Source organism: Paenisporosarcina sp. HGH0030, from assembly GCF_000411295.1.
GTDB lineage: Bacteria > Bacillota > Bacilli > Bacillales_A > Planococcaceae > Paenisporosarcina.
The window spans coordinates 2,356,329-2,379,519 of sequence record NZ_KE150421.1 but is presented as its reverse complement, the minus strand read 5'-3'; the positions used below and the strand labels follow the sequence as shown (position 1 = coordinate 2,379,519).

Genomic DNA, 23,191 nt, shown 5'->3' with positions numbered 1-23,191 from the left:
AGTTGGATAGTTTTACCATATAAGGAGCCGTTCTACTGTCTATTCAAGAAGCAGTCTTTTTCTGTAATTTTAATTGTTTTGTTAAAACATATAAAACTACTAGATTTCTTATCGTAACTGGAATGTGACTACTATAAGTGGCATAGGATAAAACCAAACACATAAAGAAATGGTGATGTTATGAAAGTATTGGTAACCGGTGGTGCGGGCTTTATAGGTTCTTTTATTGTAGAAGAAGTAATGAATATCGGATGGGAGCCCATTGTAGTCGATGACTTGAGCACAGGCAATTTGAGCTTTGTGCCGAAAAGTGTGCCTTTTTACAATATCGATATTCGTTCCGATACCTTGGAACAGGTTTTTCGCATGCACAATCCAGAAGTCGTCATACATCAAGCGGCACAAGTGTCTGTGGAGTTTTCAACACAACAACCTTTGACAGATTGCGAGATTAATACGTTAGGAACGTTAAATATATTGAAGCTTTGCGCAAAATACAAGGTTTCCAAACTAGTATATGCTTCATCAGCAGCGGTATATGGATCGGCAAAAGAGATGCCGTTGAAAGAAGAACATCGTATTTTGCCCATTTCTTTTTATGGACAGTCCAAATATTCTGCCGAGCAGTACATTCACTTATTCCATCAACTGTACGGATTGCCTTACACGATCCTTCGCTATAGCAATGTCTATGGTATGAGACAGAATATGCTTGGCGAAGCAGGTGTTGTGAGTATTTTTATTAATCAAGCCATTCGTAATACAGGGGTCACCGTTTACGGTGACGGTAGCCAGACAAGGGATTTCATTTTTGTGAAGGACGTAGCAAAGGCAAACATACAGGCAGTAGCATTTGGTGGGAGTGGAGCGTTTAATATCAGTACGAACCAGCCCATTTCGTTAAATAAACTGCTTGCCATTTTGCAAGAATCGATTCATCAGCCATTAGACATCACTTACACAGATTCTAGAGCCGGGGATATTAAGGACAGTTCTTTATCCTTCGACAAGGCAAGGGAGTTCCTGCAATGGGAACCTCGAACTAGTTTTGAAATTGGCTTGAAAGAAACAGTAGCCTATTATCAAAATCAAGTTCCCAAATAAAATTTTGTGTAAAGAAACTGGTGAAATGAATGAAAAATCTAACCGTATTTCTCACAACAGAAGGTACGTATCCTTTTCATGAAGGCGGAGTGAGTACGTGGTGTGCACTTTAATAAAGAAAGTTCAAAATAATGGGTTGGTGTCGGTTTATTTAGAGCCGGCCCTATATCGACGGAATTTGTTGGGGAAATCCACCTTTTTCATTGGCTGAAAGCACGCTTGGACAGTTCATATGATTCAACACTTAACCTTCCTTCAGAAAAAATTTCATTTGAAGGTTTTTTTGTTGTTGGAACAAACGCAGGAGAAAGAAAGACAAGCTTATTCTTTAGCCGAAGATATTGCGGGAACAAGAGGGTTTCTTCTATATAATATCCCTAAAGATTATGTGGAAGATGTGAATGCTGCCTACTGAATAGATAGATACCAATTATTCCATGAGGTAAGATGAAAATAATGGATGCAAAAGATGAGAGCATGCAGGAATTATATTAGAAAAAATTGAATTTAGTTGTTAAAGGGGGCTTTTTACGTTGATTGATTGGAACGAATTGAATGTACTCGCAATTATTATTGGTGGTTTATTGTATATGGTGTATGGAGGTGTTTACTACTCCATTAGATTGGGTGGAGATAAACATCCTGAGAAGAAACACAATGAAATTGAAGGTCCAATGAAGTATATCTTTTCGGGGATTGTAGCTTTCATTAGCTCATTCATCATCGCTATCTTTGTACAAGCAACAGGTGCTGAAGGATTTGGACCAGGGATACTCGTAGGGTTTATGGTGGGGCTTATCATCACACTGGTATACATAAAAAATAGATTGTTTGGACTTATGACGAATCAATCTTTGATGGTAGCTATTGGAGATCATTTAGTGATTTTCACCTTATTGGGTGCATTGCACGGATTTATGTTCTGAATGTGAGCATCATGCAGTTGTTTTACTGCAAAAAGCGGGCGGATATTACAAAAAATTACAAAAACTGTAGTCAGATAAGTTTTGTAGAGTTATACTAATGAAAAGATTCCAATTAGTTTGACATTATTACATAGGTAAACATTTTACCAATTGTATTATGTGTATACCACAAAAAACATAGTTTTGGGGAGAGAATAAGACATGAGAAAACTGTTGGCAATTTTATTTGCGGTATCATTATTCTTTAGCTTAGGAACAAATGCTTCTGCAGCAGAATATGATAATTCTGTTTTGAAAGCACTTGAGCTTATCGAATCCACAAACAACGCAATCGATGTAAAGATTGAAGAAGGTGTTAAAGCAGCAGATGAGCTACAAACTCAATACTTGAAGGACATTCGAAAAAGTAAAAGTGCATCTGAATTCCTTCAATTAACAAAAGCATATAATGCTAACCTTGATGTGATTATTGACGATGTATATAATGAAACACTTAAAATGTCTGCAGATACTATTGAACTATCTGCTGAAGCTGGAATAGAAGCAGAATGTTCTTGGGTACTGGTACGCTTTGCACACCGTTTGGTTTGGATTGATCCGATTCGCGTAATTGGAATTGGTGGGCACTAAAACATCGCAATTATTATTTAATAAATCTCTATTCATTTATTTAAATATTGGTATAATTAGAAAAATGAGTTCTTTTATAGAGCTCATTTTTTTGATAAGTTTGCATAGAGGAGATTTTGGTATGAAAGGTTTTAGTATTGGGAAAAGAGGCACGTTCCTAGATAAAGTTGAATATGACAAAAATGAAATAAGCTTAGTAGCAGATGGAGACGGGGTTGAAGTATTGCTTCAATCTATTGAGAAGGACAGATTGTTCTACATTTACCCGGCTGAAAATCCAGAAGTTATGGAATTTTATTTAATCTTATCTGGAGAAGTTATCTGTGAACAGGATGGCGAAAGAGTTGTACTCGGCCCTCATGATTCCTTCACAGTTAAAGGAATAACTGAGCCTATTCATTTTACAGCCTTATCTGACGTTACCTTCTTATGGGTAATAACGGAGCCAACTTTTGTGCATTTAAGTAAAGAAATATCTTCTTTAATGGAGATTGTCAAACAGGTTGAATTAATGGATCGACATACATATATGCATAGTGATCGAGTTGCTACTTATGCATTAAAAATAGCTAGAAAATTTAAATTAAATGAAGAACAATTGGAGAATCTTGCAACGGCCTCTTTTTTACATGACATTGGAAAAATTCATATTCCAAAAGATATATTGAATAAACCCGATAAACTGACTTCTGAAGAATATGAAGTGATAAAAAAACATCCATCCGATGGGGCAGAGATGATAAAAGGCAGCGTTTACGAAGATATTGCGCCTATTATTGAGCAGCACCATGAACGTTTAAACGGAAGCGGCTATCCAAAAGGATTGAAAGATGATGAAATACTCCTCGAAGCTCGCATTATTGCTGTCAGTGATACATTCGATGCAATGACGGAAGACCGTGCGTATCGTAAAGCGTTCAGTGCTCAATACGCTTTGGAAGAATTGAAAAAACTATCGGTCACTCACTATGATAAAGAAGTAGTAGATAAATTTGAACAGGTGTTAAAAGAAGATGGCATTGTATAAAAAATGATGTGTATGTATAGCTAGCCATCAATCTATAGAGGTAACAAATCAGACTTGTCATAAACGACAAGTCTTTTTTGTTCTTCGCATGTATTAGAAGCATAGAGTGATAGGGTGTTGAATTTTCAATCAGTTTGATTCGTTACGTAAGTCATCAACTTTTGCTGCAATGCAAGCATATCCTTATCCTCTACCAAATTAGCTAACATTCCTTTAATGACAGGGGTTCGGGGCTTGTCCTTTTTTAGTTCTTCAGCAATTACATCCAGCGTGACGAGTATATCATTATCGATTGTGCTGTTCCTGCAATCAAGGACTTCCTGAAGGAGGTCTTGTCTGGGCGAACTATGAGCTGCATTTTGCAATAAACTCTTATCTAACATAGAAAGGCTTAAAAAAGGTTGTGGTTGTTTGGATAATAGGGACAACACTAGATCATCTATTCGTTCCATGATAAAAACTGATAATTCATTGGTATTCAATTGTTGACGATGAGTCAGGATGATTTCGATATAGCCATGAATGAGCCCTTTTACCATGACGATCAGATCGGCAACATACGGTTGAACATCTTTACCATAAGTATCCACAAAAATTTTGTGCAAAATCGTATGATGATGTTCCTGCATGGAAGCTAACAGCTCTGTCATATCTTTGTTCAAAGGATTTGTCTGTTCTCGAATTTGCATCAAGATAAAGTCTGCATGGCGTTCAATTTCTTCAAATTGTATGACTAATAACTGATGGAATTTTTCTTTGGGAGATACTCGTTGTATAGTGTCAAGCTCTGTAAATCTTTTCGATATTTTACTGAAAAAATATTCAAAAATCGAAACAAGCAATTCATCTTTGGATTTAAAAGATAAGTAAAAAGAACCTTTGGAGATGCCACAAGCATCGGTAATTTCTTGAATGGATGTTGATTCAAATCCTTTTGAGGCGAATAAGTGAAGAGCCTTTTCAATGATTAATTGTTTCTTATTTGTCATATTTAAGCTCCTTTTCCGAAAAAAATGATGTAAAATTATAGGTTAATAGTTGACCTTTGAATGACCAGTCAGTATTATTATGATTGATTATGACCAGTTGGTCAAATAAAGCAGGGTGGAAGTGAACTGACACGATGAACCACATCATTAATTTTGTGTTGAAGAACAAATTTGCAGTATGGTTAATGACCATTGTTATAATAGTAGCTGGCTTAACAGCAGGTTTACAAATGAAATTAGAAACAATTCCGGATATCACGGTTCCTGTAGTTACGGCAACGACTATTTATCCAGGTGCGACTCCTGACCAGGTAGTCAATGAACTGTCAGAACCGTATGAAAAAGCTGTCCGAAATTTAGAAGGCGTTAAGATGGTCATGTCTTCTTCTTATCAGAATGCATCCTCTCTCCAAATTGAGTTTGAATTTGGAACAGATATGAAGGAAGCAGAAGCAGAAGTAGCTGCGGCTCTTAAAAATATTCCACTTCCGACAGGTGCACAAGAGCCTAAAGTCGCGCGAATAAGCATCAATGCATTTCCTATCGCTGCGATTAGTGTTTCAAGTGAACAAGATACACTTGCTGAACTTACGGAGAATGTAGAAACGAATCTCGTGCCTACACTCGAAGGAATTGAAGGTGTGTCTTCCGTCGCTGTCACCGGTCAGCACCTAAATGAAGTCAGCTTTAGATTCAATCAAGATAAGTTAGTTCAATATGGACTGACTGAAGAGATGGTAAAAGGGACCGTAAAAGGCTCTGACGTTACATTCCCTTTAGGGTTATTCCCATTTGAAGGAAAAGAACAATCTGTCGTTGTTGACGGAGATATTACTACGATTGATGACCTGAAAAAAATTCAAATTCCGGTTGTCCCAACCAGTCCAGATACAGCCTCTTCTAAACCTTCAATGGTGGCATTAGGCGAAGTGGCGGAGATAGAACTCGTTGGAAAAGCGGAATCAATTTCTCGTACCAATGGTCAAGATTCGATTGCTGTTCAAGTTGTAAAGTCTCAAGGGGCAAATACGGTTGATGTTGTCAATTTAATGAAAGAAGAAGTAAAGGCGTTTGAAAAGGAAAATGCTGACTCCGAAATCATTTTTACATTTGACCAAGGGGAACCAATCGAGAAATCAGTAGAAACGATGCTGAGCAAGGCATTATTTGGTGCTGGTTTTGCTGTATTGATCATTTTGCTATTCCTTAGAAATATCCGTTCAACCCTAATCGCAATTATATCCATTCCATTATCATTGTTAATCGCAGTATTACTGATTAAACAAATGGATATCACATTAAACATGATGACTCTAGGAGCTCTAACCGTCGCTATTGGGCGTGTAATTGATGATTCAATCGTTGTCGTCGAAAACATTTATCGAAGAATGGCATCCCCGACAGAGCAGTTAAAAGGGAAGGCTTTAATTCGAGAAGCAACAAAAGAAATGTTTGTGCCAATCCTATCGTCTACACTTGTAACAATTGCCGTATTTTTACCAATTGGTTTGGTAGGAGGAATGGTGGGCGAATTATTCTTACCATTCGCATTAACAATTGTATTTGCGTTACTGGCTTCACTATTAGTTGCCATTACGCTCGTACCGATGTTATCCCATTCGCTATTTAAAAAAGGATTAGGCGACAAACATACACATGATCCTGAGAAACCAGGAAAAATAGCTGGTGTTTATCGTTCAATTCTTAATTGGACACTTAATCATAAACTGATTACCACAGTACTGGCAGTTGTACTTTTCGTCGGCAGCTTAGCTTTAGTTCCATTAGTCGGAACAAGTTTCATGCCTGAAGAAGATGAAAAAATGATGTATATTACGTATACTCCTAAACCGGGTGAAACGAGAGAAGATGTAGATGAAACAGTTACAGAAATCGAGGATTTCTTCATTGATCGTAAAGATGTAGAAAGTGTTCAAGTTTCAATCGGTGGGGAAAATCCAATGATGCCTGGACAAAATAATGGGGCATTAATGTATGTTATTTATGATAATGACACACCAGAGTTTTCATTAGAAAAAGAAGAAGCAATGAAAGAAGTTCAAAATTTCAACTTTGCAGGGGAATGGAAATCGCAAGACTTTGCAACAAGTGGCAGTAGTAATGAAATCAGCTACTATGTATACGGTAAAGATTTGAAAACGATTGAACCTGTTATTCGTGACATAGAAGAAATTTTAAATGAAGGTAAAAATATAAACAACGTAGGGTCAACGCTTGCAGAGTCTTATGAAGAACATACTTTAGTGGCAGACCAAGCGAAACTTGCTCAATTCGGATTAACGACCGCTCAAGTAGGGATGGCGCTCAATCCAAATGTACAGCGTGAAGTGCTGGCAACGATTGAACAAGATGGCGAGAAGTTTGAAGTGTTCATTGATTCTACAAAAGAAAAACCGGAGTCATTGGAAGAGTTTTTAAATAGAACAATTCCTTCTCCACTTGGCATGCAAGTACCTGTTAAAGACGTTGTGACAGTGAATGAAGGTAAAACATCTGATACTGTTACAAGAAGAGATGGACAGATTTATGCAAGTGTGAAAGGTAAAATAACGACCGATGATGTCTCAAAAGCATCAAAAGAGGTTCAAGAGAAAGTCGATCAACTAGACCTTCCAGCGAATGTGAGTATTGAAACAGCAGGAGTAACAGCTGATATGCAAGAGTCGTTTACGCAGCTTGGTTTGGCTATGTTGGCGGCAATTGCCATCGTGTACCTTATTCTGGTTATCACATTTGGCGGAGCGGTTGCACCGTTTGCTATCTTGTTCTCGTTACCATTCACAATCAGTGGAGCTTTAATTGCCTTGCTAATCGCAGGCGAAACAATCAGTATTTCCACGATGATTGGAGCTCTTATGCTCATTGGTATCGTTGTAACGAATGCAATTGTATTGATTGATCGGGTTATTCATAAAGAAAAAGAAGGCTTGAGTACACGCGATGCTATTTTGGAAGCCGGCGTAACGAGATTACGACCAATTCTGATGACGGCAATTGCAACTATCGGCGCATTGATTCCATTGGCGATTGGAGCTGAAGGTAGCGGGTTGATTTCCAAAGGATTGGGTGTAACGGTTATTGGCGGTCTTACCAGTTCAACTTTGTTGACGTTGATTATTGTACCTGTAGTTTATGAATTCTTAGGGAAGTTCCGTAAAAGGAAACTAACCGAAGAAGAATAAAAAAATATAGATCGAAAACGTGCAGTGGATTTATAATCCTTCTGCACGTTTTTTATTACAGTATTCGAAAAAATTCAGTTTTTATGTGTCATAGTCCATTCATTTTGAATAAAAACTCCTTTTCGATGCACACTAATTCTGATGCACATTAAATGAAACAAGGAGGAAATTGATAAATGACTCAAAATCCACAAGGTCAAATGCACGAAAATATGCATACAGGTCCAGTGCCGCCACAAATGAATCATGGTGGTCACGAACTGTTTGATGTTCATGAAGTATTATCTGCTTCTGTTGCGGGATTAAACCAATTCACTTTATTACGTCCTCATATTCAAGATCAGGAATTATTAACGATGTTGGATAGACAATTCAGCTTCATGCAAGAGGAATACAACATTACAGCAGAATGTTTTAAAACAGGTATGGATCCGTCTAAAACAACTCAAAAATACATGATGAAACAAGATAATGATTTCATTTTTGGTTTAAAACCTTCGCAACCGAAGAAACCGATTCAATCTGGTGCAGAGTTAACAGATGAAATTATCTCAGGCTTCATGCTGGGCGTGCACAAATCAGGTGCCTCTTTAAAAGCAATGTCTGCCTTAGAAACCACTAACCCCGTAGTTCGTCGAGTACTTGCAGACTCGGTGCCGAACTGTATTGAAATGGCATATGAAGCTTCCATTTATCAAAACAAACACCATTATTACCAAGTGCCACAACTTGCACAACAAGACACGATGGCCATTGTGAATTCGTATGCACCATCGTCTATCCAACACGCGGGAACTCATTAATAAGATTAAAAAGATGGACCAGATCAAAGTATCTGGTCTTTTTATTATTGGGTCTGTTAAAACATAATGGCCAATAAAATATTGTTATTTAAAGTAATAATGGACGATTGTTGCATGAGTATATTTTCTTAACGCATAAACTAACAAAATTAAGACATTTTAAAAAGATATAAAATTTATATTTACAAGTTGTTTATATGGGAGTACTATAATCTTCAGTTTCATATTTCTAAATCGCTTAATCCATTTGGAACGGGGAACCCATTATTTGTGGCTTCTCTTTGCCGCTTGGGGTGAATCCTACTATTGTAGGTAGGGCTACTCTTTAGCCCAAACCCGACAGCTAACTCCGTAAGCGTTATGAGAGAGAAATACGAACTAGTGAGAATGTTATTAAGCCCACTAGGCTCTTTCCCTATGCCTAGCGGGCTTTTTTGTTGTTCTTTTACAGGAATTTGCAGTGCATCTAAGGCTGTCCAAACGGCGGCTCATCAAAGAAAGAAGTGGAAAACATGTTGTCGGCAGTAAAAAGATTTTTAATCGGTCGTCCATTAAAATCATCGGAGTTAGGTGAACAAAAGCTTAACAAAACAAAAGCTTTAGCCATCCTTTCTTCAGACGCATTATCTTCTGTAGCATATGGACCGGAACAGATTTTGATTGTATTGGCTTCGGTAGGGGCAATCGCGTTTTGGTATTCGATTCCAATTGCAGTAGGTGTCCTTGTTCTGTTAATGGCACTTATTTTATCATATAGACAGATTATTTTTGCTTATCCACGTGGTGGTGGCGCATATGTTGTGGCGAAAGAAAATCTTGGTGAAAATGCAGGGTTAATTGCGGGCGGCTCGCTGTTGGTGGATTATATCCTGACGGTAGCGGTTAGTGTTTCGGCAGGCACCGATGCCATTACTTCAGCAATCCCAAGCCTTCACGATCATAATGTGGCCATTGCCAGTGTACTCGTTATATTTGTTACCATCTTGAATTTAAGAGGTATTACCGAATCGGCGTCCATTCTCGCGTATCCAGTCTATTTGTTTGTTATCGCTTTGTTTATTCTGATTGGAGTAGGTCTTTTCAACATTATCACAGGGAATGTGTCACCTGATTTGCATACACCGCTCGGTACACCTGTTGCGGGTCTTACTTTATTCCTATTGCTCAGAGCATTCGCATCCGGAAGTTCTGCATTAACCGGGGTTGAAGCCATTTCGAACTCAATTCCAAACTTTAAAAACCCTGCTGCAAAAAACGCAGCAAAAACCCTAGTGATGATGGGTTCATTGCTCGCTTTGTTATTCACCGGAATCGTCTTTCTGGCTTATTTCTATGGAATTTCACCCAAGGTGGAGGAAACTGTGATTTCACAAATGGCTTCCGAGATTTTTGGGCGAAACTATATGTATTATTTCGTTCAGGGAACGACGGCCTTGATTCTTGTACTGGCAGCTAATACAGGATATTCAGCTTTTCCGCTTTTGGCATTCAGCCTGTCGAATGATAAATACATTCCAAGCATGTTCAAAATGAGAGGCGATCGCTTGGGCTATTCCAATGGGATTATCACACTAGGAATCACTTCAATCCTTCTCATCATTGTTTTCCAAGGACAAACGGAACAACTTATCCCGCTTTATGCAGTCGGAGTATTTATTCCATTTACGTTATCCCAGACAGGGATGCTCGTTAAATGGATGAGGGAAAAGCCAAAGGGTTGGATGGTCAAACTAATCACTAACTTTGTCGGGGCATTTATCAGCTTTGCGGTCATGATGATTTTCTTCATCACCAAATTCGGACAGGTTTGGGCGGTTCTAATCTTTTTGCCTCTGCTCGTTTTAGTCTTCCATAAGATAAAACAACATTATCTTTCTGTTGGCGAACAGTTAAGTATTTCTACTTGTGAACCTGCAATGCCAATAGAAGGAAATGTCATTATTGTGCCGGTTGCAGGAGTCACGCATGTAGTTGAAAACTCATTAAACTATGCCAAATCACTTAATCCAACACAAATCATTGCCGTATATGTATCTTTTGAGAGAAAAGATGAACACATTTTCCAAGAGAAGTGGAAAAAATTCCAGCCTGATGTTCGGCTTGTGACTTTGCATTCTCAATATAGAAGCATAACTCAACCATTGGCGAAATTTATTAGTACGGTGGAATATAAAGCAAATGAATCAAACCATCGTGTAACCGTCTTGATTCCACAATTTATTCCGAAAAAAGGGTGGCATAATATCCTTCACAATCAGTCAAGTTTACTAATCAGATCCATCTTGCTTTACCGAAGAGATGTAGTTGTAACGACTGTTCCTTATCGTTTTAAAAAGTAATATAGATAACTACTACGAATAAAAGCATTCATCACATGAATTTCGCGTGATGAATGCTTTTTTAGGTTGCTCCAAGTTCTTAGCTATTCTTGTATCCATCGATCAAGTACTGGCCCACGACTCCCGTACACGGGATCCATGGAAGGGGCTTTAACTTGCTTAATTTCTTCTAAGACTCGAGGTCTTTCATTGTGTTCACCGGTTTTAAGGTTGTATTCGTTGCCATCTGCGTAAGCACCGACAACTTCAAAATCTGTACTACCCTTTAACTTTTTATGTCCTGTACCCGCGGGCAAAACGAGGACATCACCGGTTCTGACTTCAACCGTTTCCCCATATTTTCCTCCTATTCTTAATGTTGCCGAACCAGCGCGAACTCCTAATACTTCATGAGCATTGCTATGATAATGATGATAGTCAAAGACACCATCAATCCAGCTGTTTCTCCAATTATTCAATCTAAATGTAGGTTCGATTTCATTTGGATGATGCTTGAATACACCGGGATATAAAATAACCGGTAATTGTGGATTATTTGGAATCGTGCCATCATCTTCAAACGTAAATACTTGATAAGTAGAATTAATCACATATACCCCTCCCTTAGTTTGCTGTTAATAGGATAAATACCCGTTTAGATAAAAAGTAATCTTTCGGTTTGATTAAACCAAAAGAAGGAAAGATTAATGTTATTAATGGAAGTTTACAAATAAATGGACCTTTAAACAAGATTTGTTAGGAGGAAAGAAATAGAATGATAGATTGCACAGTAGTTGGGGGAGGTCCAGCAGGTTTAAATGCCACTTTGGTGTTAGGAAGGGCTAGAAGAAATGTAGTGTTGGTTGACAGTGATGAGGCACGCAATAAAGTAACGGACGCCTCGCATGGCTTTATAACAAGAGACGGCGTAAAACCGGCAGAATTCAGAGCACTTGCCCATCAGGAGTTCAGTCGCTACCCGACAATCCAGACATTGAGAGACAAAGTTGTAGAAATTGCGAAAGAGAAGGATGGGTTTTTAGTTAAAACTGAAATGAAGAAACAGTGGAAAACACGAAAAGTCATTCTGGCTACTGGTGTAAAAGAGAAGTTTCCGAACATCCCAAACCTCCGGAACTTTTATGGTAAAAGTATCTTTAACTGCCCATATTGTGATGGTTGGGAATTGCGAGATCAACCACTCGCATTATTTGGCATAATTGACTACACCCTTCACACAGCGGAAATATTACGCAATTGGTCTCAAGATCTAGTGATATTTACGAATGGTCAAGAGATGACGAAGAGTCAATTGAATGAAATTAAAAAGACTGAGCTCCAAGTGGAAACAAGTCCTATCCGACTTCTTATTGGAATAGAAGGAAAGCTCCAAAAAATCGAGCTTGAAAATGGACGAGTCATAGCACGAATGGGTGGATTTGTGACACCGGAGCTTGTACAAGCATGTGAATTAGGAACTCGTCTAGGTGTTAAATTAAACAATACAGGAGGCCATCATTCGGACGAGGTAGGAAAAACCAAAGTGCACGGTTTATTTGTGGCAGGAGAAGCTTCAAATGTCTATCCTGCACAATTGATCATAGCCGCTGCAAGTGGTGCCGAGGCTGCAATGGCGGTCAATGTGGAATTAATTCATGAAGGAATATTAGGAAGTACAAAAGAAGATTTTAGCACTCCTGAAGACTTATGACTGGAGTGTTTTTTCACGTCATTTTTCGATGGGAATAGACAAATATACCTACTTATTTTTGGTTTTGAAAATTCTTTTGTTTCGCATTAGTAATATAAACACCCTCAAATTGTAAAGAAACATCCTATGTTTTGTCATGAATCTGTAATGTTTAAATGTTATTTTTATTTCTACAAACGAGAAATAAAGGAGAAACAACTTGAAAAAATTTAGTTTCGTGATAAGTTTTGTACTAATGTTCCTCTTCACATTTGCCAATGATTCAGAAGCAGCTGCTTCTTCGCACACGGTTAAAAAAGGTGACACATTATATAAAATTTCCAAACATTATAATGTTAAAGTTTCTACCATCAAATCCTTAAATGGTTTAAAGTCCGACATGATTAAACCGAATCAAAAACTTAAATTAACCGGCACTAAAACTGCTGCTAAAAAATCTACACCATCTCGATCGAATGCCAATGTGGTAAAAGAATTTATGGTATCGACAACTGCCTACACAGCAAATTGTCGAGGATGTTCGGGCATAACAGCGACGGGAATTAATTTGAAAAAGAATCCAAACTTAAAAGTAATTTCTGTTGATCCACACGTCATCAAGCTTGGAACAAAAGTATACGTAGAAGGCTACGGATACGCTGTCGCAGGCGATACAGGAAGTGCAATAAAAGGAAATAAGATTGATTTGTTTATGCCTAACCAGACAAGTGCATTAAAATGGGGACGTAAAACAGTCAAAATCAAAATTCTAAAATAACCTTAGCATTAAAGCTCACTTGCCAATTACGGCGGGTGAGCTTTTTTGAAACGCTCCATTCCACCTCTTGGAAATCAGTTCATCATCACCTTGAAAGACTCTTCATTGGTCTATATTATCAGTGTGCCAGAACTGTTCGCCTTGGCTAACCGAGGAGCGGTGCAGTCCTATCAATCTCTGGAAACCTTTTTAGTGGTTGGGGTATACTACCTAGTGTTGGTTATGATCATCACTTATTTACTAAAACTGTATGAAAATAAACTGAATGTCGACAAATAAGAAGGAGGGGATTAAATGTTAAAGGGAACAAATATCCATAAATCGTTCGGCGATTTGGAAGTGTTGAAGGGCATTGATCTGGAAGTCGCTCCTTCGGAAGTGGTCGTCCTGGTCGGGGTCAGTGGATCCGGTAAAAGTACGCTTTTACGTTGCTTCAATTTTTTAGAACGAATTAATAAAGGGACCATCGAGGTGGATGGACAAGTGGTGGATCCCAAGAAACATAAATTATCAAATATCCGTGCAGAAGTAGGCATGGTATTCCAACATTTCAACCTCTTCCCGCATATGACGGTGCTTGAAAATATCATTGAAGCACCAATGATTGTGAAGAAGTTGAAAAAAGAAAATGCGGTTACTTTGGCAAAGGGCTTACTTGAAAAAGTAGGCTTGGCTGACAAGGCAGATGTCTATCCGAGCAAATTATCCGGTGGACAAAAGCAACGTGTCGCAATAGCACGTTCACTTGCAATGGAACCGAAAGTTCTTCTGTTTGATGAACCAACTTCTGCACTTGATCCGGAGCTTGTTGGAGAAGTGCTGAGCGTTATGCAGCAACTCGCACAAGAAGGTATGACGATGGTTGTGGTGACACATGAAATGAAGTTTGCACGTGAAGTTGCAGACCGTGTCATCATGCTGGATGAAGGCCGAATTATTGAGTCTGCGGATCCAGTTACTTTCTTTGAAAATCCAAGTCATGAACGTACGAAACAATTTATTCAACTAGTCGATTAAAAGGGAAACCCCGATGGTCAGCATAAACTGACCATCGGGGTTTTTGTGTGGGGAAAAAAAGAGGAGTATTCTGTACAGTAATTCGTCTGACTGTCGACCCCACTATTGGACTTTACATCAGAACGAATAAAACTTTTGAATTATCGGCGACAACCACATGGGTTTCCACCGCAACCACATCGGCGTCCACCGTATGGGTTCATTCCACCATAAGGGTTTCCACCGTATGGGTTCATTCCACCATTAGGGTTTCCTCCGTAAGGGTTTCCACCGTAAGGCGATTGGCTTGGAGAAACAACAACGTTCTGATTAATCTCCCGGTAGTAAGTTCTAGGAACGTCAACGATGTGCTGTCTGTTGATATTAATTAATGGTTGAATATAAGGAACTTCACGTTTTACGTAAGAGTCCGTATAGCGGCATAAAGGCGGACATACAATTGGTTGAACACCTGGTTGATAACCTGGTTGTGCGCCTTGTTGAACACCTTGAACACCTCGTGGCCCATAGTTTGATCCTGGTCCATAGTTTGATCCTGGCATATTGCGATTCATAATGAATTCACCTCCATTCTATCTCTTTTAATAGATGCAATTTTGTTCCTTTTGGAAACGGCGTTCAAAACATTTCTTGCAGAGAGATTTTTATTTCTGTAAAATTATTGGAAATAGTATGAATCGGGAAAGGGTGCGACGAGTGTAAGACTTCTTCTTTCAATCTAATAAACTGAATAGAGTGAAGGAGAGATTCATGTGAACGACCGTCGTTCTTTTTATTTTCTATGGGTAAGTCAGATGATGTCCAATGGTGGGGATGTCCTTTATATTGTGGGACTGATACAACTGGTTTATGTCTCGAGTGGTTCTGTATTAACACTGACACTTATTCCATTAACCATTACTTTTTCACGGCTGGTTGGGAGTTATCTAACCCCACTTCTTTTGCATCGGTTTCCTTTACGTCAAATATTACTTTTTTCGATGGTCGGGAAAATCATTGTCTTAAGTGGCGTTTTTTTATGTAAAGAAGAAAGTATCCTATGGATTCTAATTTTGGTCAGTGTCATCGCCTTCCTGGATGGGTGGGCAACGCCGATCCGACAAGCCATGCTGCCTGAATTGGTCGGGAAATCGGAATTGCCTAAGGCTAATAGTTTAGTAGCCATTTCCGATAACACAATCAATCTGGTAAGTTGGCCGATTGGCGCATTTTTTGTCGCTCTTTATAGTGGGGGAACTCTTTTACTTGTTTCCATCGGGTTATATATGTTCGCATGGATGCTCACATACGGAATTAAAGCGATTCCCCATATCAAGAAGGATGTACAATCTGTATTTCAACAACTTTCTGGAGGATGGAAGTATAGCTTTTCCATAAAGCCTATTCGTAATATACTGCTGCTAGATACATTGACAGCATTTGCAGGAGCGGTCTGGATTTCCGCCATTCTGTATGTTTATGTTGACGAAGTAATTGAGAAAAGCACTGCGTGGTGGGGGTATATAAACGCATTTTATTCAGGTGGCTTTTTGATTGGTGGGTATTTGTTTGCCAAATTAATGAAGATTCCTGCACATCTGATGATAGGAGTTGGTTGTTTTCTTACAAGCCTATTAACAGTGTGGTTTCTGTTTCCATTTTATGCGTTGATGGCGCTGGTTATTTCACTGTTCCTTGGCGTCTTTGGTCAATTACAGCTGATTGCCCAATTGACACTATTGCAAATGCATACGGATACTAATCAACTTGGTCATGTATTTTCTGTTCAATCTGTTTTGGTGACTGGTTCATTTGGAATCGCAACTTTTATTTTCGGTTTGACAGCCGAATGGTTTGGAATAAATCACGCATTTTATCTTTCCGCAGTTGTAATGGTGGTTTCAGGATTGTTTACAATTAAGCAGAGAAAAACATTCTATTACGCCTAATCATTTAAGCACATGAAGTGTCTATCACTTCATGTGCTTTTTATATTGAAGTAAATTCAGCACATTGAAATGTTGTACAAAACGCGTGTGGGGTAGTGAGGATTTAAAGGGGTGTGACTAGATGACTACTGAAGAGTGTTTGATCATCGGATTTTCTAACCAGGAACAACAGTCTTTGATTGAACTATATGATTGCTACTCTCGGCTGTTATGGAAAATATCATATAGAGTTGTTGCTGATGAAGCTATCAGTGAGCAGATTGTACGCGGAGTCTTTCGGGATGCATGGGAAAATCCAGAGAAATTTAATAACGGAAAAAAATTATCAACTTTAATGATTTTATGTTGTCTATCACAAATTGATACACTCAATATTCAGAAGATTCCCTGACTAAAATGTCGATAAAAACACTTTAGAAAATGTTTCACGTGGCACATTTTGTCGAAATGCATTGAATCCATTTCTTTTATAGCGGATGATGAATGTATTAGGGGGAGGGAGAGAAATGATGACAAAACGAAATGCATCCTATTACATAGAACATTTAAACATGGAAGCGCACCCAGAAGGGGGACACTATACACGGAGTTTCTACTCGGAAGAAAAAATGGTAACGTCGGATAGCAAAACAAGAAATCTCTACACGACAATTTACTTTTGCTTAAAGAGTGGCGAAGTATCCCACTTACACCGACTTCAATCGGACGAATTATGGTTTTTCCATGACGGAAGTCCACTCACTGTCCACGTGATACACCCGGATGGTGAATATACAGCTCAGAAATTAGGATTGGACTTTAATAAAGGGGAAAAGCCACAGGTACTCGTACCTAAAGGTGCAATATTCGGTTCCTCAGTTGATCTGGAATCCACATTTTCTTTAGTCGGTTGTATGGTGTCGCCTGGTTTTGATTTCGATGATTTCGAGCTCTTTACGCAAAAAGAATTACTAGAATTATATCCTCAACAAGAAGAGGTCATTAACAGAATGGCATATAAAAAAATAGTGGATGGCAATTACACGTGACAATCACATATCGTTTTTATGAAGGGCCTCAAGATTTACATCGGCAAATTGAATTTTGGAATGCTTGTACAATACTACTTCCTTTTGCATGGAAGCCAACATTGTCACCGAATCAATTCATGAAACAACAATAATTCGCAATCACGATGTTGTGCCTATAATGGTGAACTTTGTGTAGGGTATCCTTGGGTTTTACCAGGTATATCTTTTTAATTCTTTCGCACGACTATCAAGTAATTCACGACTAAAGAAGTTAGATTTTACGGAGCAAACCGAAGATGTCATGATGATGAAGAAAAGCGATCCTAAAGAATAGGACCGCTTTTTTTTATTATTTTGGGTAAAATTAGCCGGTAAGTGCCTGACTGACCTCGTCTAAGTCCCCAAAGTCTCCGCGTATTAGGTCACCGGTGATATTAAATGTATGAGTTATCGATAGCATTGCATCGCCTCCTACTACTCTATTACCTTTTTGGTGAATAGTTAAGCGTACTGAATAGTTCATCCAACTCCACTTTCGTTAAATCACGCCATTCACCGACAGTAAGACCGTCCACATGAATATTCATGATTCGAATACGTTGCAAACCTTTGACTTCGTAACCCAGTGCTGTACACATGCGGCGGATTTGACGGTTCAATCCTTGTGTTAGCGTAATTTTAAACATTTGAGAAGAGAGTTTTTCTACTTTACAAGGTAATGTTTTGGTGTCTAAAATCTCTACGCCTTCAGACATTTGTTTAACAAAATCCTGTGTAACAGGTTTGTCCACTTTAACGATGTATTCTTTTTCATGCTCATTTTCAGCCCGCAATATTTCGTTTACAATATCTCCATCGTTGGTCAATAAAATCAATCCATGCGAATCTTTATCGAGTCGGCCGATATGAAAAATACGTAAAGGATGATTGACGAAATCAACGATATTTCCTTTAATATGTCGTTCCGTTGTGCTAGTAATGCCTACGGGTTTATTAAGAGCGATGTAGACATAGGGCTCTTCATGTTTTACCGGTTTGCCATCGGCACGCACATCGTCTCCAGGCTCTACTTTGCTCCCAAGTTCAGCTTTTTTCCCATTGATCGTAATGCGTCCGTCTTCTATCCATTTATCAGCACCGCGTCTTGAGACAATACCAGCTTCACTTAAAAATTTATTTATGCGCATATCATCACCTGCTTCATTTAGTATGTTAATTATACCCCATAATGAACTCCTATATGAGATGGAAGGGGAATCTCAATCGTGCAGATGGTACTATCCAATAGAAAAGGTTCTATGGTACTCTTTACCCAAGAGAAGACGAAGAAAGGAGTGTTTTGATTGAAAAAAGGGATGGTTGATACGTCCGTTGAACTGAAAGAGTTGCTTTCCATACGACACATTGTGAAAACGTATAATAAAGACTCTTATTTGTTCCAAGAGGGCGACCCCATCAAAGGGATATACTTCATCCGAACCGGAAAAGTTCAAATTGGGAAAGTTACACCTGAAGGTCGAGAATTGACGTTAAGGATTTGTGGACGCAATCAGTTCGTTGGGGAATTCACACTCTTTGCCGAATCAGCCAAATATATGTTGGATGCCAAGGTCATGGAAGATGTGGAATGCATCAAGATAAGTGTCGACGATCTGGAAGAAGAGCTGACCCATAATGCCAAGCTTGCCGTTTCCTTTATGAAGTGGATGGGTATCAATCACCAAAAAACACAGACGAAATTCCGTGATCTCCTATTGCATGGGAAAAAAGGAGCCCTTTACTCAACGTTAATTCGCATGACGAATAGCTATGGAGTACCTAACGAAAAGGGAACCATGATCGATATGACGCTTACCAATCAAGAACTTGCTAATTTTTGCGGCATGACACGTGAAGTGGTGAATAGACTGCTGAGTGACTTAAAAAAGCAAAACATACTTTCTACGGTGGATGGAAAGATGCTGATACACGACCTTGATTATTTAAAAGATGAAATCAATTGCGAAAACTGCCCAATTGCTTTTTGTAAAATTGATTAAAAAAGTGATTTACCTCAAAGGTAAATCGCTTTTTTTGTGGGGGAAAATTGGCGGAACCGATTAAGACAGGTTTGATGCCGATTAAATTGAGTCCCATTCCGATTAAATTCAATCACCCTCGATTTACTCCATAGCCCTATTCCAATTTTGACAAATTATCGACACTCACTGTAAATAACCCTTCGAGTGTGACTTATATCACAGTCCCTAAATCATGAATGGCCTACGCTGAATATAAGTTATAAAAACGTAAAGAGGTGAATGAGATTGAGTAAAAAAAATCAATCGCCAGAGTTGAATTTAAAAGGAACGCTGATCAGTGTTTTTTCAGTCGGCATCATTATTATCGTCATGTGGTTTGTCGTTTATTTCATGTATGTAGCAAGATGAAAAGGAGTAGATTTAAATGCATTTTCATAAATATGAAAAGATTTGGCTTGTATTTGGCCTAGTCTCATTAATCGTGTTTTTAAGTATAGTCGGAGTAAGCGCATTCTCTCACGGCCACACACCATCGGGAGGAATGGATACAATTGATCCTAAAAAAGTAAATGAAACTGCGCCATTTAATCACCCGGGCGTTACTCAGATAGATGACGATACGTACCAGGTAGCAATTGTGGCATTGGCGTTCGGATACAATGCGCCGGAACTTAAAGTACCTGTAGGAAAAGAAATTATTTTTAAATTAACTAGTACAGACGTCGTTCATAGTTTTACGATTGATAATACGAAAGTAAATATGATGGTGGTTCCAGGTCGGATTACTACAAAATCTTATACATTCGATAAACCAGGTAAATATTTAATTCTTTGTAATGAATACTGCGGTGCCGGTCACCACATGATGTCCACAGAAATAGAGGTGTATTAAGATGATTGCTGCACAAGATCGTAAGTTGGCTTTATGGAATATCGGAGTTGCATACATCGCATTTCTGATTGGAACATTATGCGGATTATTACAAGTTTTCATACGAAACGATGCTCTCCAATTACCTAGTTGGTTGGATTATTATCAAATATTAACGGCACATGGCGTATTGCTTGCACTTATATTTACTACTTATTTCATTTTCGGTTTCTTTATTACTGGTATGAGTAAAAGCCTTGGAAGCTTCGGTCCGAAAGTTCGACGCGTTTCCTGGATTGGTTTTGCAGTCACAACAATAGGCACTATTTTAGCAACAGCTATGATTATTTCTGGGGAAGCTTCAGTTCTATATACGTTCTATGCTCCGTTGAAAGCAAGTGGTTGGTATTATGTAGGATTGGCATTGTTTGTAGTAGGTACATGGATTAATAGTTTTGCATTGGTAGGACATTATCTCGTCTGGAGAAAAAAACATAAAGGACAATTAAGTCCACTATTTGCTTTCATGACCATTACGACAATCATCCTGTGGATCATCGCTTGTCTAGGTGTGGTAGCCACAGTTCTATTCCAATACATCCCTTGGGCGTTTGGCTGGGTGGATACGATTAACGTGGAACTAAGTCGCTCTTTGTTCTGGTATTTCGGTCATCCGCTTGTGTATTTCTGGTTGTTGCCAGCTTATATGGCGTGGTATGTAATAGTTCCGAAACTAATTGGAACGAAAGTTTTCAGTGATTCATTGGCTCGTTTGTCATTTGTATTATTCATTCTTTTCTCTATTCCAGTAGGGTTCCATCACCAATTAACGGAACCAGGGATTTCAAACTTCTGGAAGTTCCTTCAAGTCGTATTGACATTCATGGTTATTATTCCATCTTTAATGACGGCGTTTTCTATGTTTGCGACATTCGAGATTTCAGGACGTAAAAAAGGAGGGAAAGGATTATTCGGCTGGTTCACGAAACTTCCTTGGAAAGACGTTCGCTTTACATCAATTTTTATTGCAATGGCTTTCTTTATTCCTGGTGGAGCGGGAGGAATCATCAACGCAAGTTTCCAATTAAACGAAGTCGTCCACAACACATTATGGATCGTCGGACATTTCCACATTACTGTTGGGACACCTGTAGCGATGACTTTTATGGGGCTGACATTTTGGTTAATTCCATACTTAACAGGACGTAAATTCTCAAAGTCTATGCAAAAGCTAGGATTCATTCAAATTATTACATGGACTATCGGTATGCTCTTAATGTCCACTTCGCAACATATTTTAGGTCTTCTGGGAGCACCGAGACGCACTGCATATTCCAATTACAATAATCATCCTTCCGCAATGGAATGGTTTGATGGGATAATTACGAATCATGTAACGATGGCAATTGGAGGTAGCATTTTATTCCTATCTGCCATGATCCTGATTTATATCGTCGTGATGTCGATGTTTTTATCACCAAAAGCTGTACGTGAAGAAGACTTTGTCGAGTTTCCAATGGCGGAAAGTGACAAAGAAAACACACCGAAATTTTTGGAAAACTGGTGGATTTGGATTGGCATCGCATTCGCATTAATCATTATCGCCTATGCTATACCGCTAACTGGCATGATTCACCATGCACCTCCTGGTTCAGAAGGATTCAAAACATGGTAGGAGTTGAATGAAATGGTCTTAATGCTGATATGTTTCTTTGTCGTAATTACTTTAGTGGTCGGAATGTTAGTGGAAGTTAATGAAATAGAAGAATAAGGTTAAAATGAGGTTTGTAGCGAAAGAGTTCGCAGCAAACCTTTTTTTAATTTGTAGGACAATGATATGTAACTTTATCCTATTGATGACTAACAAAAAGTATTTTTAGAAATAATCAAGTTAAAAATGAATGGATATTTTTTATAAACATGAATCGTGAAATCTATTGCTAGTTTCATGCTTTTACGATTGACTCAGTCTACTTTTACTGTAGACTTTTTAATCATGTTTCGAAGCTAGAGTAGCTATGCAGAAATAGAAACAGGGTTCCTTATGATTAAAAAAGTCTAGCTTCTTACGTTAATAAACAATAAAAAAAGCTCCCGGGATGGAAGCTTTTTTTGAAAGTCTAGAATTTTTTTCTCATTATCCAATTTGTGTAATAACAAGATGAGCTGATACAGGCTCTGATCCTCCAGCGGTAGGAGTAATTGTCAGTGCAGTGGATGCACTTCGAGGATTTCGTACGGTGATGATTGAATTAGTGACATTTGTTTGCACTAGTGCCATCCCTACTATCTGAGTAGTGCCGGTTGCACGACCGACTACAGTATAAGGTAATTCAGTAGATCCCGATCCCGAATCAAGAGTTAAAACTAGTTGCCCAGCTTCTGTTATGCTCACTTGAAATAAAACTTGATAAGTTCCAATAGCTGACAAATTAAATGAATCACCGTTGATACGAGTAATCCTTGATCCAGCTAAGGTAGGTCCATTTTGAGGGAAATCAACATCTTCACCTGCACCAACTGTTGTAGCATTATCACCAGGCATCAAAGCATAAAAATCTGCAAAGTCTAGTATGCCTCCTGTTCCAGCAGGCCCAGTAGCCCCAGTAGGTCCGGCCGGTCCAGTAGGCCCAGTAGGCCCAGTAGGTCCAGTAGCACCGGTAGCACCAGTAGGTCCAGTAGGTCCAGTAGCGCCGTCAGCGCCGGCAGGTCCAGCAGGTCCAGTAGCTCCATTAGCTCCATTAGCCCCGTCAGCGCCTGAAGGTCCAATCGGTCCAGTAGCCCCGTCAGCACCAGCAGGTCCAATCGGTCCAGTGACTCCGTCAGCACCAGCAGGTCCAGTAGCCCCAGTGGCTCCGTCAGCACCAGCAGGTCCA

24 protein-coding genes, 1 pseudogene and 1 riboswitch are annotated in these 23,191 nt (G+C 38.9%); of the genes and pseudogenes, 20 read left to right on the top strand and 5 right to left on the bottom strand.

Annotated elements, in window-relative coordinates:
• Positions 1 to 180: 180 nt before the first annotated feature.
• The 6 genes from HMPREF1210_RS11355 (at position 181) to HMPREF1210_RS11335 (ending at position 3,687) form a co-directional block, all read left to right on the top strand.
• On the top strand, positions 181 to 1,104 hold the full coding sequence (locus tag HMPREF1210_RS11355) for an NAD-dependent epimerase/dehydratase family protein (RefSeq protein ID WP_016428833.1): 924 nt from the start codon (positions 181 to 183) through the stop codon (positions 1,102 to 1,104).
• A gap of 29 nt (positions 1,105 to 1,133) precedes the next feature.
• Positions 1,134 to 1,217 carry a DUF3492 domain-containing protein gene (locus HMPREF1210_RS18670; RefSeq protein ID WP_147640347.1) on the top strand — a complete coding sequence of 28 codons (84 nt, stop codon included), beginning with the start codon at positions 1,134 to 1,136 and terminating at the stop codon, positions 1,215 to 1,217.
• 173 nt (positions 1,218 to 1,390) lie between these two features.
• Positions 1,391 to 1,519: a hypothetical protein gene (locus HMPREF1210_RS18505; protein WP_255349285.1), complete on the top strand. Its 129-nt coding sequence runs from the start codon at positions 1,391 to 1,393 to the stop codon at positions 1,517 to 1,519.
• A gap of 118 nt (positions 1,520 to 1,637) precedes the next feature.
• On the top strand, positions 1,638 to 2,030 hold the full coding sequence (locus tag HMPREF1210_RS11345; protein WP_016428831.1) for a DUF1761 domain-containing protein: 393 nt from the start codon (positions 1,638 to 1,640) through the stop codon (positions 2,028 to 2,030).
• Positions 2,031 to 2,231: 201 nt separating this feature from the next.
• The gene (locus HMPREF1210_RS11340) at positions 2,232 to 2,660 is read left to right on the top strand and encodes a hypothetical protein (RefSeq protein WP_016428830.1); all 429 of its coding nucleotides are present in this window, start codon (positions 2,232 to 2,234) and stop codon (positions 2,658 to 2,660) included.
• A 121-nt stretch (positions 2,661 to 2,781) separates the two neighbouring features.
• Positions 2,782 to 3,687 (top strand): HD domain-containing phosphohydrolase, encoded by a 906-nt coding sequence (locus HMPREF1210_RS11335; RefSeq protein ID WP_016428829.1) that lies wholly within the window; start codon positions 2,782 to 2,784, stop codon positions 3,685 to 3,687.
• Positions 3,688 to 3,812: 125 nt separating this feature from the next.
• Here HMPREF1210_RS11335 and HMPREF1210_RS11330 read toward each other — a convergent pair whose 3' ends face one another.
• Positions 3,813 to 4,676 carry a TetR/AcrR family transcriptional regulator gene (locus tag HMPREF1210_RS11330; protein ID WP_016428828.1) on the bottom strand — a complete coding sequence of 288 codons (864 nt, stop codon included), beginning with the start codon at positions 4,674 to 4,676 and terminating at the stop codon, positions 3,813 to 3,815.
• 134 nt (positions 4,677 to 4,810) lie between these two features.
• On the opposite strand from HMPREF1210_RS11330, the gene HMPREF1210_RS11325 reads away from it, so the two are divergent.
• The 3 genes from HMPREF1210_RS11325 (at position 4,811) to HMPREF1210_RS11315 (ending at position 11,021) form a co-directional block, all read left to right on the top strand.
• A complete protein-coding gene (locus HMPREF1210_RS11325; RefSeq protein WP_016428827.1) occupies positions 4,811 to 7,879 on the top strand; it encodes an efflux RND transporter permease subunit in 3,069 nt (1,022 codons plus the stop codon).
• A 176-nt stretch (positions 7,880 to 8,055) separates the two neighbouring features.
• Positions 8,056 to 8,682: a spore coat protein gene (locus tag HMPREF1210_RS11320; protein ID WP_016428826.1), complete on the top strand. Its 627-nt coding sequence runs from the start codon at positions 8,056 to 8,058 to the stop codon at positions 8,680 to 8,682.
• Between the two features lie 225 nt (positions 8,683 to 8,907).
• Positions 8,908 to 9,056, top strand: a riboswitch (cyclic di-AMP (ydaO/yuaA leader).
• A 138-nt stretch (positions 9,057 to 9,194) separates the two neighbouring features.
• Positions 9,195 to 11,021, top strand: a complete 1,827-nt coding sequence (locus HMPREF1210_RS11315) for an APC family permease (RefSeq protein ID WP_036659578.1) — start codon at positions 9,195 to 9,197, stop codon at positions 11,019 to 11,021.
• Between the two features lie 83 nt (positions 11,022 to 11,104).
• On the opposite strand, the gene HMPREF1210_RS11310 is transcribed toward HMPREF1210_RS11315, so the two are convergent.
• On the bottom strand, positions 11,105 to 11,611 hold the full coding sequence (locus HMPREF1210_RS11310) for a cupin domain-containing protein (RefSeq protein WP_016428824.1): 507 nt from the start codon (positions 11,609 to 11,611) through the stop codon (positions 11,105 to 11,107).
• A gap of 164 nt (positions 11,612 to 11,775) precedes the next feature.
• Between HMPREF1210_RS11310 and HMPREF1210_RS11305 the strand changes: the two genes are divergently transcribed.
• The 4 genes from HMPREF1210_RS11305 to HMPREF1210_RS11290 all read left to right on the top strand — a co-directional run bounded on the left by HMPREF1210_RS11305 (position 11,776) and on the right by HMPREF1210_RS11290 (position 14,485).
• A complete protein-coding gene (locus HMPREF1210_RS11305) occupies positions 11,776 to 12,711 on the top strand; it encodes an NAD(P)/FAD-dependent oxidoreductase (RefSeq protein ID WP_016428823.1) in 936 nt (311 codons plus the stop codon).
• A gap of 199 nt (positions 12,712 to 12,910) precedes the next feature.
• On the top strand, positions 12,911 to 13,468 hold the full coding sequence (locus HMPREF1210_RS11300) for a 3D domain-containing protein (RefSeq protein WP_016428822.1): 558 nt from the start codon (positions 12,911 to 12,913) through the stop codon (positions 13,466 to 13,468).
• 45 nt (positions 13,469 to 13,513) lie between these two features.
• Positions 13,514 to 13,747: a hypothetical protein gene (locus HMPREF1210_RS11295; RefSeq protein WP_016428821.1), complete on the top strand. Its 234-nt coding sequence runs from the start codon at positions 13,514 to 13,516 to the stop codon at positions 13,745 to 13,747.
• A 15-nt stretch (positions 13,748 to 13,762) separates the two neighbouring features.
• Positions 13,763 to 14,485: an amino acid ABC transporter ATP-binding protein gene (locus HMPREF1210_RS11290; protein WP_016428820.1), complete on the top strand. Its 723-nt coding sequence runs from the start codon at positions 13,763 to 13,765 to the stop codon at positions 14,483 to 14,485.
• A gap of 140 nt (positions 14,486 to 14,625) precedes the next feature.
• Here HMPREF1210_RS11290 and HMPREF1210_RS11285 read toward each other — a convergent pair whose 3' ends face one another.
• Positions 14,626 to 15,039, bottom strand: a complete 414-nt coding sequence (locus HMPREF1210_RS11285; protein ID WP_016428819.1) for a hypothetical protein — start codon at positions 15,037 to 15,039, stop codon at positions 14,626 to 14,628.
• 198 nt (positions 15,040 to 15,237) lie between these two features.
• Here HMPREF1210_RS11285 and HMPREF1210_RS11280 point away from each other — a divergent pair, with 198 nt between their 5' ends.
• The 3 genes from HMPREF1210_RS11280 to HMPREF1210_RS11270 all read left to right on the top strand — a co-directional run bounded on the left by HMPREF1210_RS11280 (position 15,238) and on the right by HMPREF1210_RS11270 (position 17,441).
• Positions 15,238 to 16,413: an MFS transporter gene (locus tag HMPREF1210_RS11280; protein ID WP_016428818.1), complete on the top strand. Its 1,176-nt coding sequence runs from the start codon at positions 15,238 to 15,240 to the stop codon at positions 16,411 to 16,413.
• A 121-nt stretch (positions 16,414 to 16,534) separates the two neighbouring features.
• Complete coding sequence (locus HMPREF1210_RS11275; protein ID WP_016428817.1) at positions 16,535 to 16,804, top strand: RNA polymerase sigma factor; 270 nt, start codon at positions 16,535 to 16,537, stop codon at positions 16,802 to 16,804.
• Between the two features lie 115 nt (positions 16,805 to 16,919).
• Positions 16,920 to 17,441, top strand: coding sequence for a cupin domain-containing protein (locus HMPREF1210_RS11270; protein WP_016428816.1), 522 nt, complete (start codon positions 16,920 to 16,922; stop codon positions 17,439 to 17,441).
• Positions 17,442 to 17,905: 464 nt separating this feature from the next.
• Here the strand turns inward: HMPREF1210_RS11270 and rluF are convergent, their stop codons facing one another.
• Entirely contained in the window at positions 17,906 to 18,610 is a 705-nt protein-coding gene (rluF, locus tag HMPREF1210_RS11265) for a 23S rRNA pseudouridine(2604) synthase RluF (protein WP_016428814.1), read from the bottom strand.
• 168 nt (positions 18,611 to 18,778) lie between these two features.
• Here rluF and HMPREF1210_RS11260 point away from each other — a divergent pair, with 168 nt between their 5' ends.
• The 4 genes from HMPREF1210_RS11260 (at position 18,779) to HMPREF1210_RS11245 (ending at position 21,990) form a co-directional block, all read left to right on the top strand.
• Positions 18,779 to 19,462: a Crp/Fnr family transcriptional regulator gene (locus HMPREF1210_RS11260; protein ID WP_036659954.1), complete on the top strand. Its 684-nt coding sequence runs from the start codon at positions 18,779 to 18,781 to the stop codon at positions 19,460 to 19,462.
• Between the two features lie 267 nt (positions 19,463 to 19,729).
• Positions 19,730 to 19,852 (top strand): cytochrome C oxidase subunit II, encoded by a 123-nt coding sequence (locus HMPREF1210_RS11255; protein ID WP_231391084.1) that lies wholly within the window; start codon positions 19,730 to 19,732, stop codon positions 19,850 to 19,852.
• 16 nt (positions 19,853 to 19,868) lie between these two features.
• Positions 19,869 to 20,336 (top strand): cytochrome c oxidase subunit II, encoded by a 468-nt coding sequence (locus tag HMPREF1210_RS11250; protein ID WP_016428812.1) that lies wholly within the window; start codon positions 19,869 to 19,871, stop codon positions 20,334 to 20,336.
• A gap of 1 nt (position 20,337) precedes the next feature.
• Positions 20,338 to 21,990, top strand: a complete 1,653-nt coding sequence (locus tag HMPREF1210_RS11245; RefSeq protein WP_016428811.1) for a b(o/a)3-type cytochrome-c oxidase subunit 1 — start codon at positions 20,338 to 20,340, stop codon at positions 21,988 to 21,990.
• A 462-nt stretch (positions 21,991 to 22,452) separates the two neighbouring features.
• On the opposite strand, the pseudogene HMPREF1210_RS18565 reads toward HMPREF1210_RS11245, so the two are convergent.
• Positions 22,453 to 23,191: pseudogene (locus HMPREF1210_RS18565) on the bottom strand (collagen-like protein); the annotation flags it as partial.

Bases quoted from the DNA above. Each gene is read 5' to 3' on its own strand.
- HMPREF1210_RS11355 (WP_016428833.1), top strand. From the start codon at position 181: ATGAAAGTATTGGTAACCGGTGGTGCGGGCTTTATAGGTTCTTTTATT.
- HMPREF1210_RS18670 (WP_147640347.1), top strand. From the start codon at position 1,134: ATGAAAAATCTAACCGTATTTCTCACAACAGAAGGTACGTATCCTTTT.
- HMPREF1210_RS11340 (WP_016428830.1), top strand. From the start codon at position 2,232: ATGAGAAAACTGTTGGCAATTTTATTTGCGGTATCATTATTCTTTAGC.
- HMPREF1210_RS11335 (WP_016428829.1), top strand. From the start codon at position 2,782: ATGAAAGGTTTTAGTATTGGGAAAAGAGGCACGTTCCTAGATAAAGTT.
- HMPREF1210_RS11330 (WP_016428828.1), bottom strand. From the start codon at position 4,676: ATGACAAATAAGAAACAATTAATCATTGAAAAGGCTCTTCACTTATTC.
- HMPREF1210_RS11325 (WP_016428827.1), top strand. From the start codon at position 4,811: ATGAACCACATCATTAATTTTGTGTTGAAGAACAAATTTGCAGTATGG.
- HMPREF1210_RS11320 (WP_016428826.1), top strand. From the start codon at position 8,056: ATGACTCAAAATCCACAAGGTCAAATGCACGAAAATATGCATACAGGT.
- HMPREF1210_RS11315 (WP_036659578.1), top strand. From the start codon at position 9,195: ATGTTGTCGGCAGTAAAAAGATTTTTAATCGGTCGTCCATTAAAATCA.
- HMPREF1210_RS11305 (WP_016428823.1), top strand. From the start codon at position 11,776: ATGATAGATTGCACAGTAGTTGGGGGAGGTCCAGCAGGTTTAAATGCC.
- HMPREF1210_RS11290 (WP_016428820.1), top strand. From the start codon at position 13,763: ATGTTAAAGGGAACAAATATCCATAAATCGTTCGGCGATTTGGAAGTG.
- HMPREF1210_RS11285 (WP_016428819.1), bottom strand. From the start codon at position 15,039: ATGAATCGCAATATGCCAGGATCAAACTATGGACCAGGATCAAACTAT.
- HMPREF1210_RS11275 (WP_016428817.1), top strand. From the start codon at position 16,535: ATGACTACTGAAGAGTGTTTGATCATCGGATTTTCTAACCAGGAACAA.
- HMPREF1210_RS11270 (WP_016428816.1), top strand. From the start codon at position 16,920: ATGATGACAAAACGAAATGCATCCTATTACATAGAACATTTAAACATG.
- rluF (WP_016428814.1), bottom strand. From the start codon at position 18,610: ATGCGCATAAATAAATTTTTAAGTGAAGCTGGTATTGTCTCAAGACGC.
- HMPREF1210_RS11260 (WP_036659954.1), top strand. From the start codon at position 18,779: ATGGTTGATACGTCCGTTGAACTGAAAGAGTTGCTTTCCATACGACAC.
- HMPREF1210_RS11250 (WP_016428812.1), top strand. From the start codon at position 19,869: ATGCATTTTCATAAATATGAAAAGATTTGGCTTGTATTTGGCCTAGTC.
- HMPREF1210_RS11245 (WP_016428811.1), top strand. From the start codon at position 20,338: ATGATTGCTGCACAAGATCGTAAGTTGGCTTTATGGAATATCGGAGTT.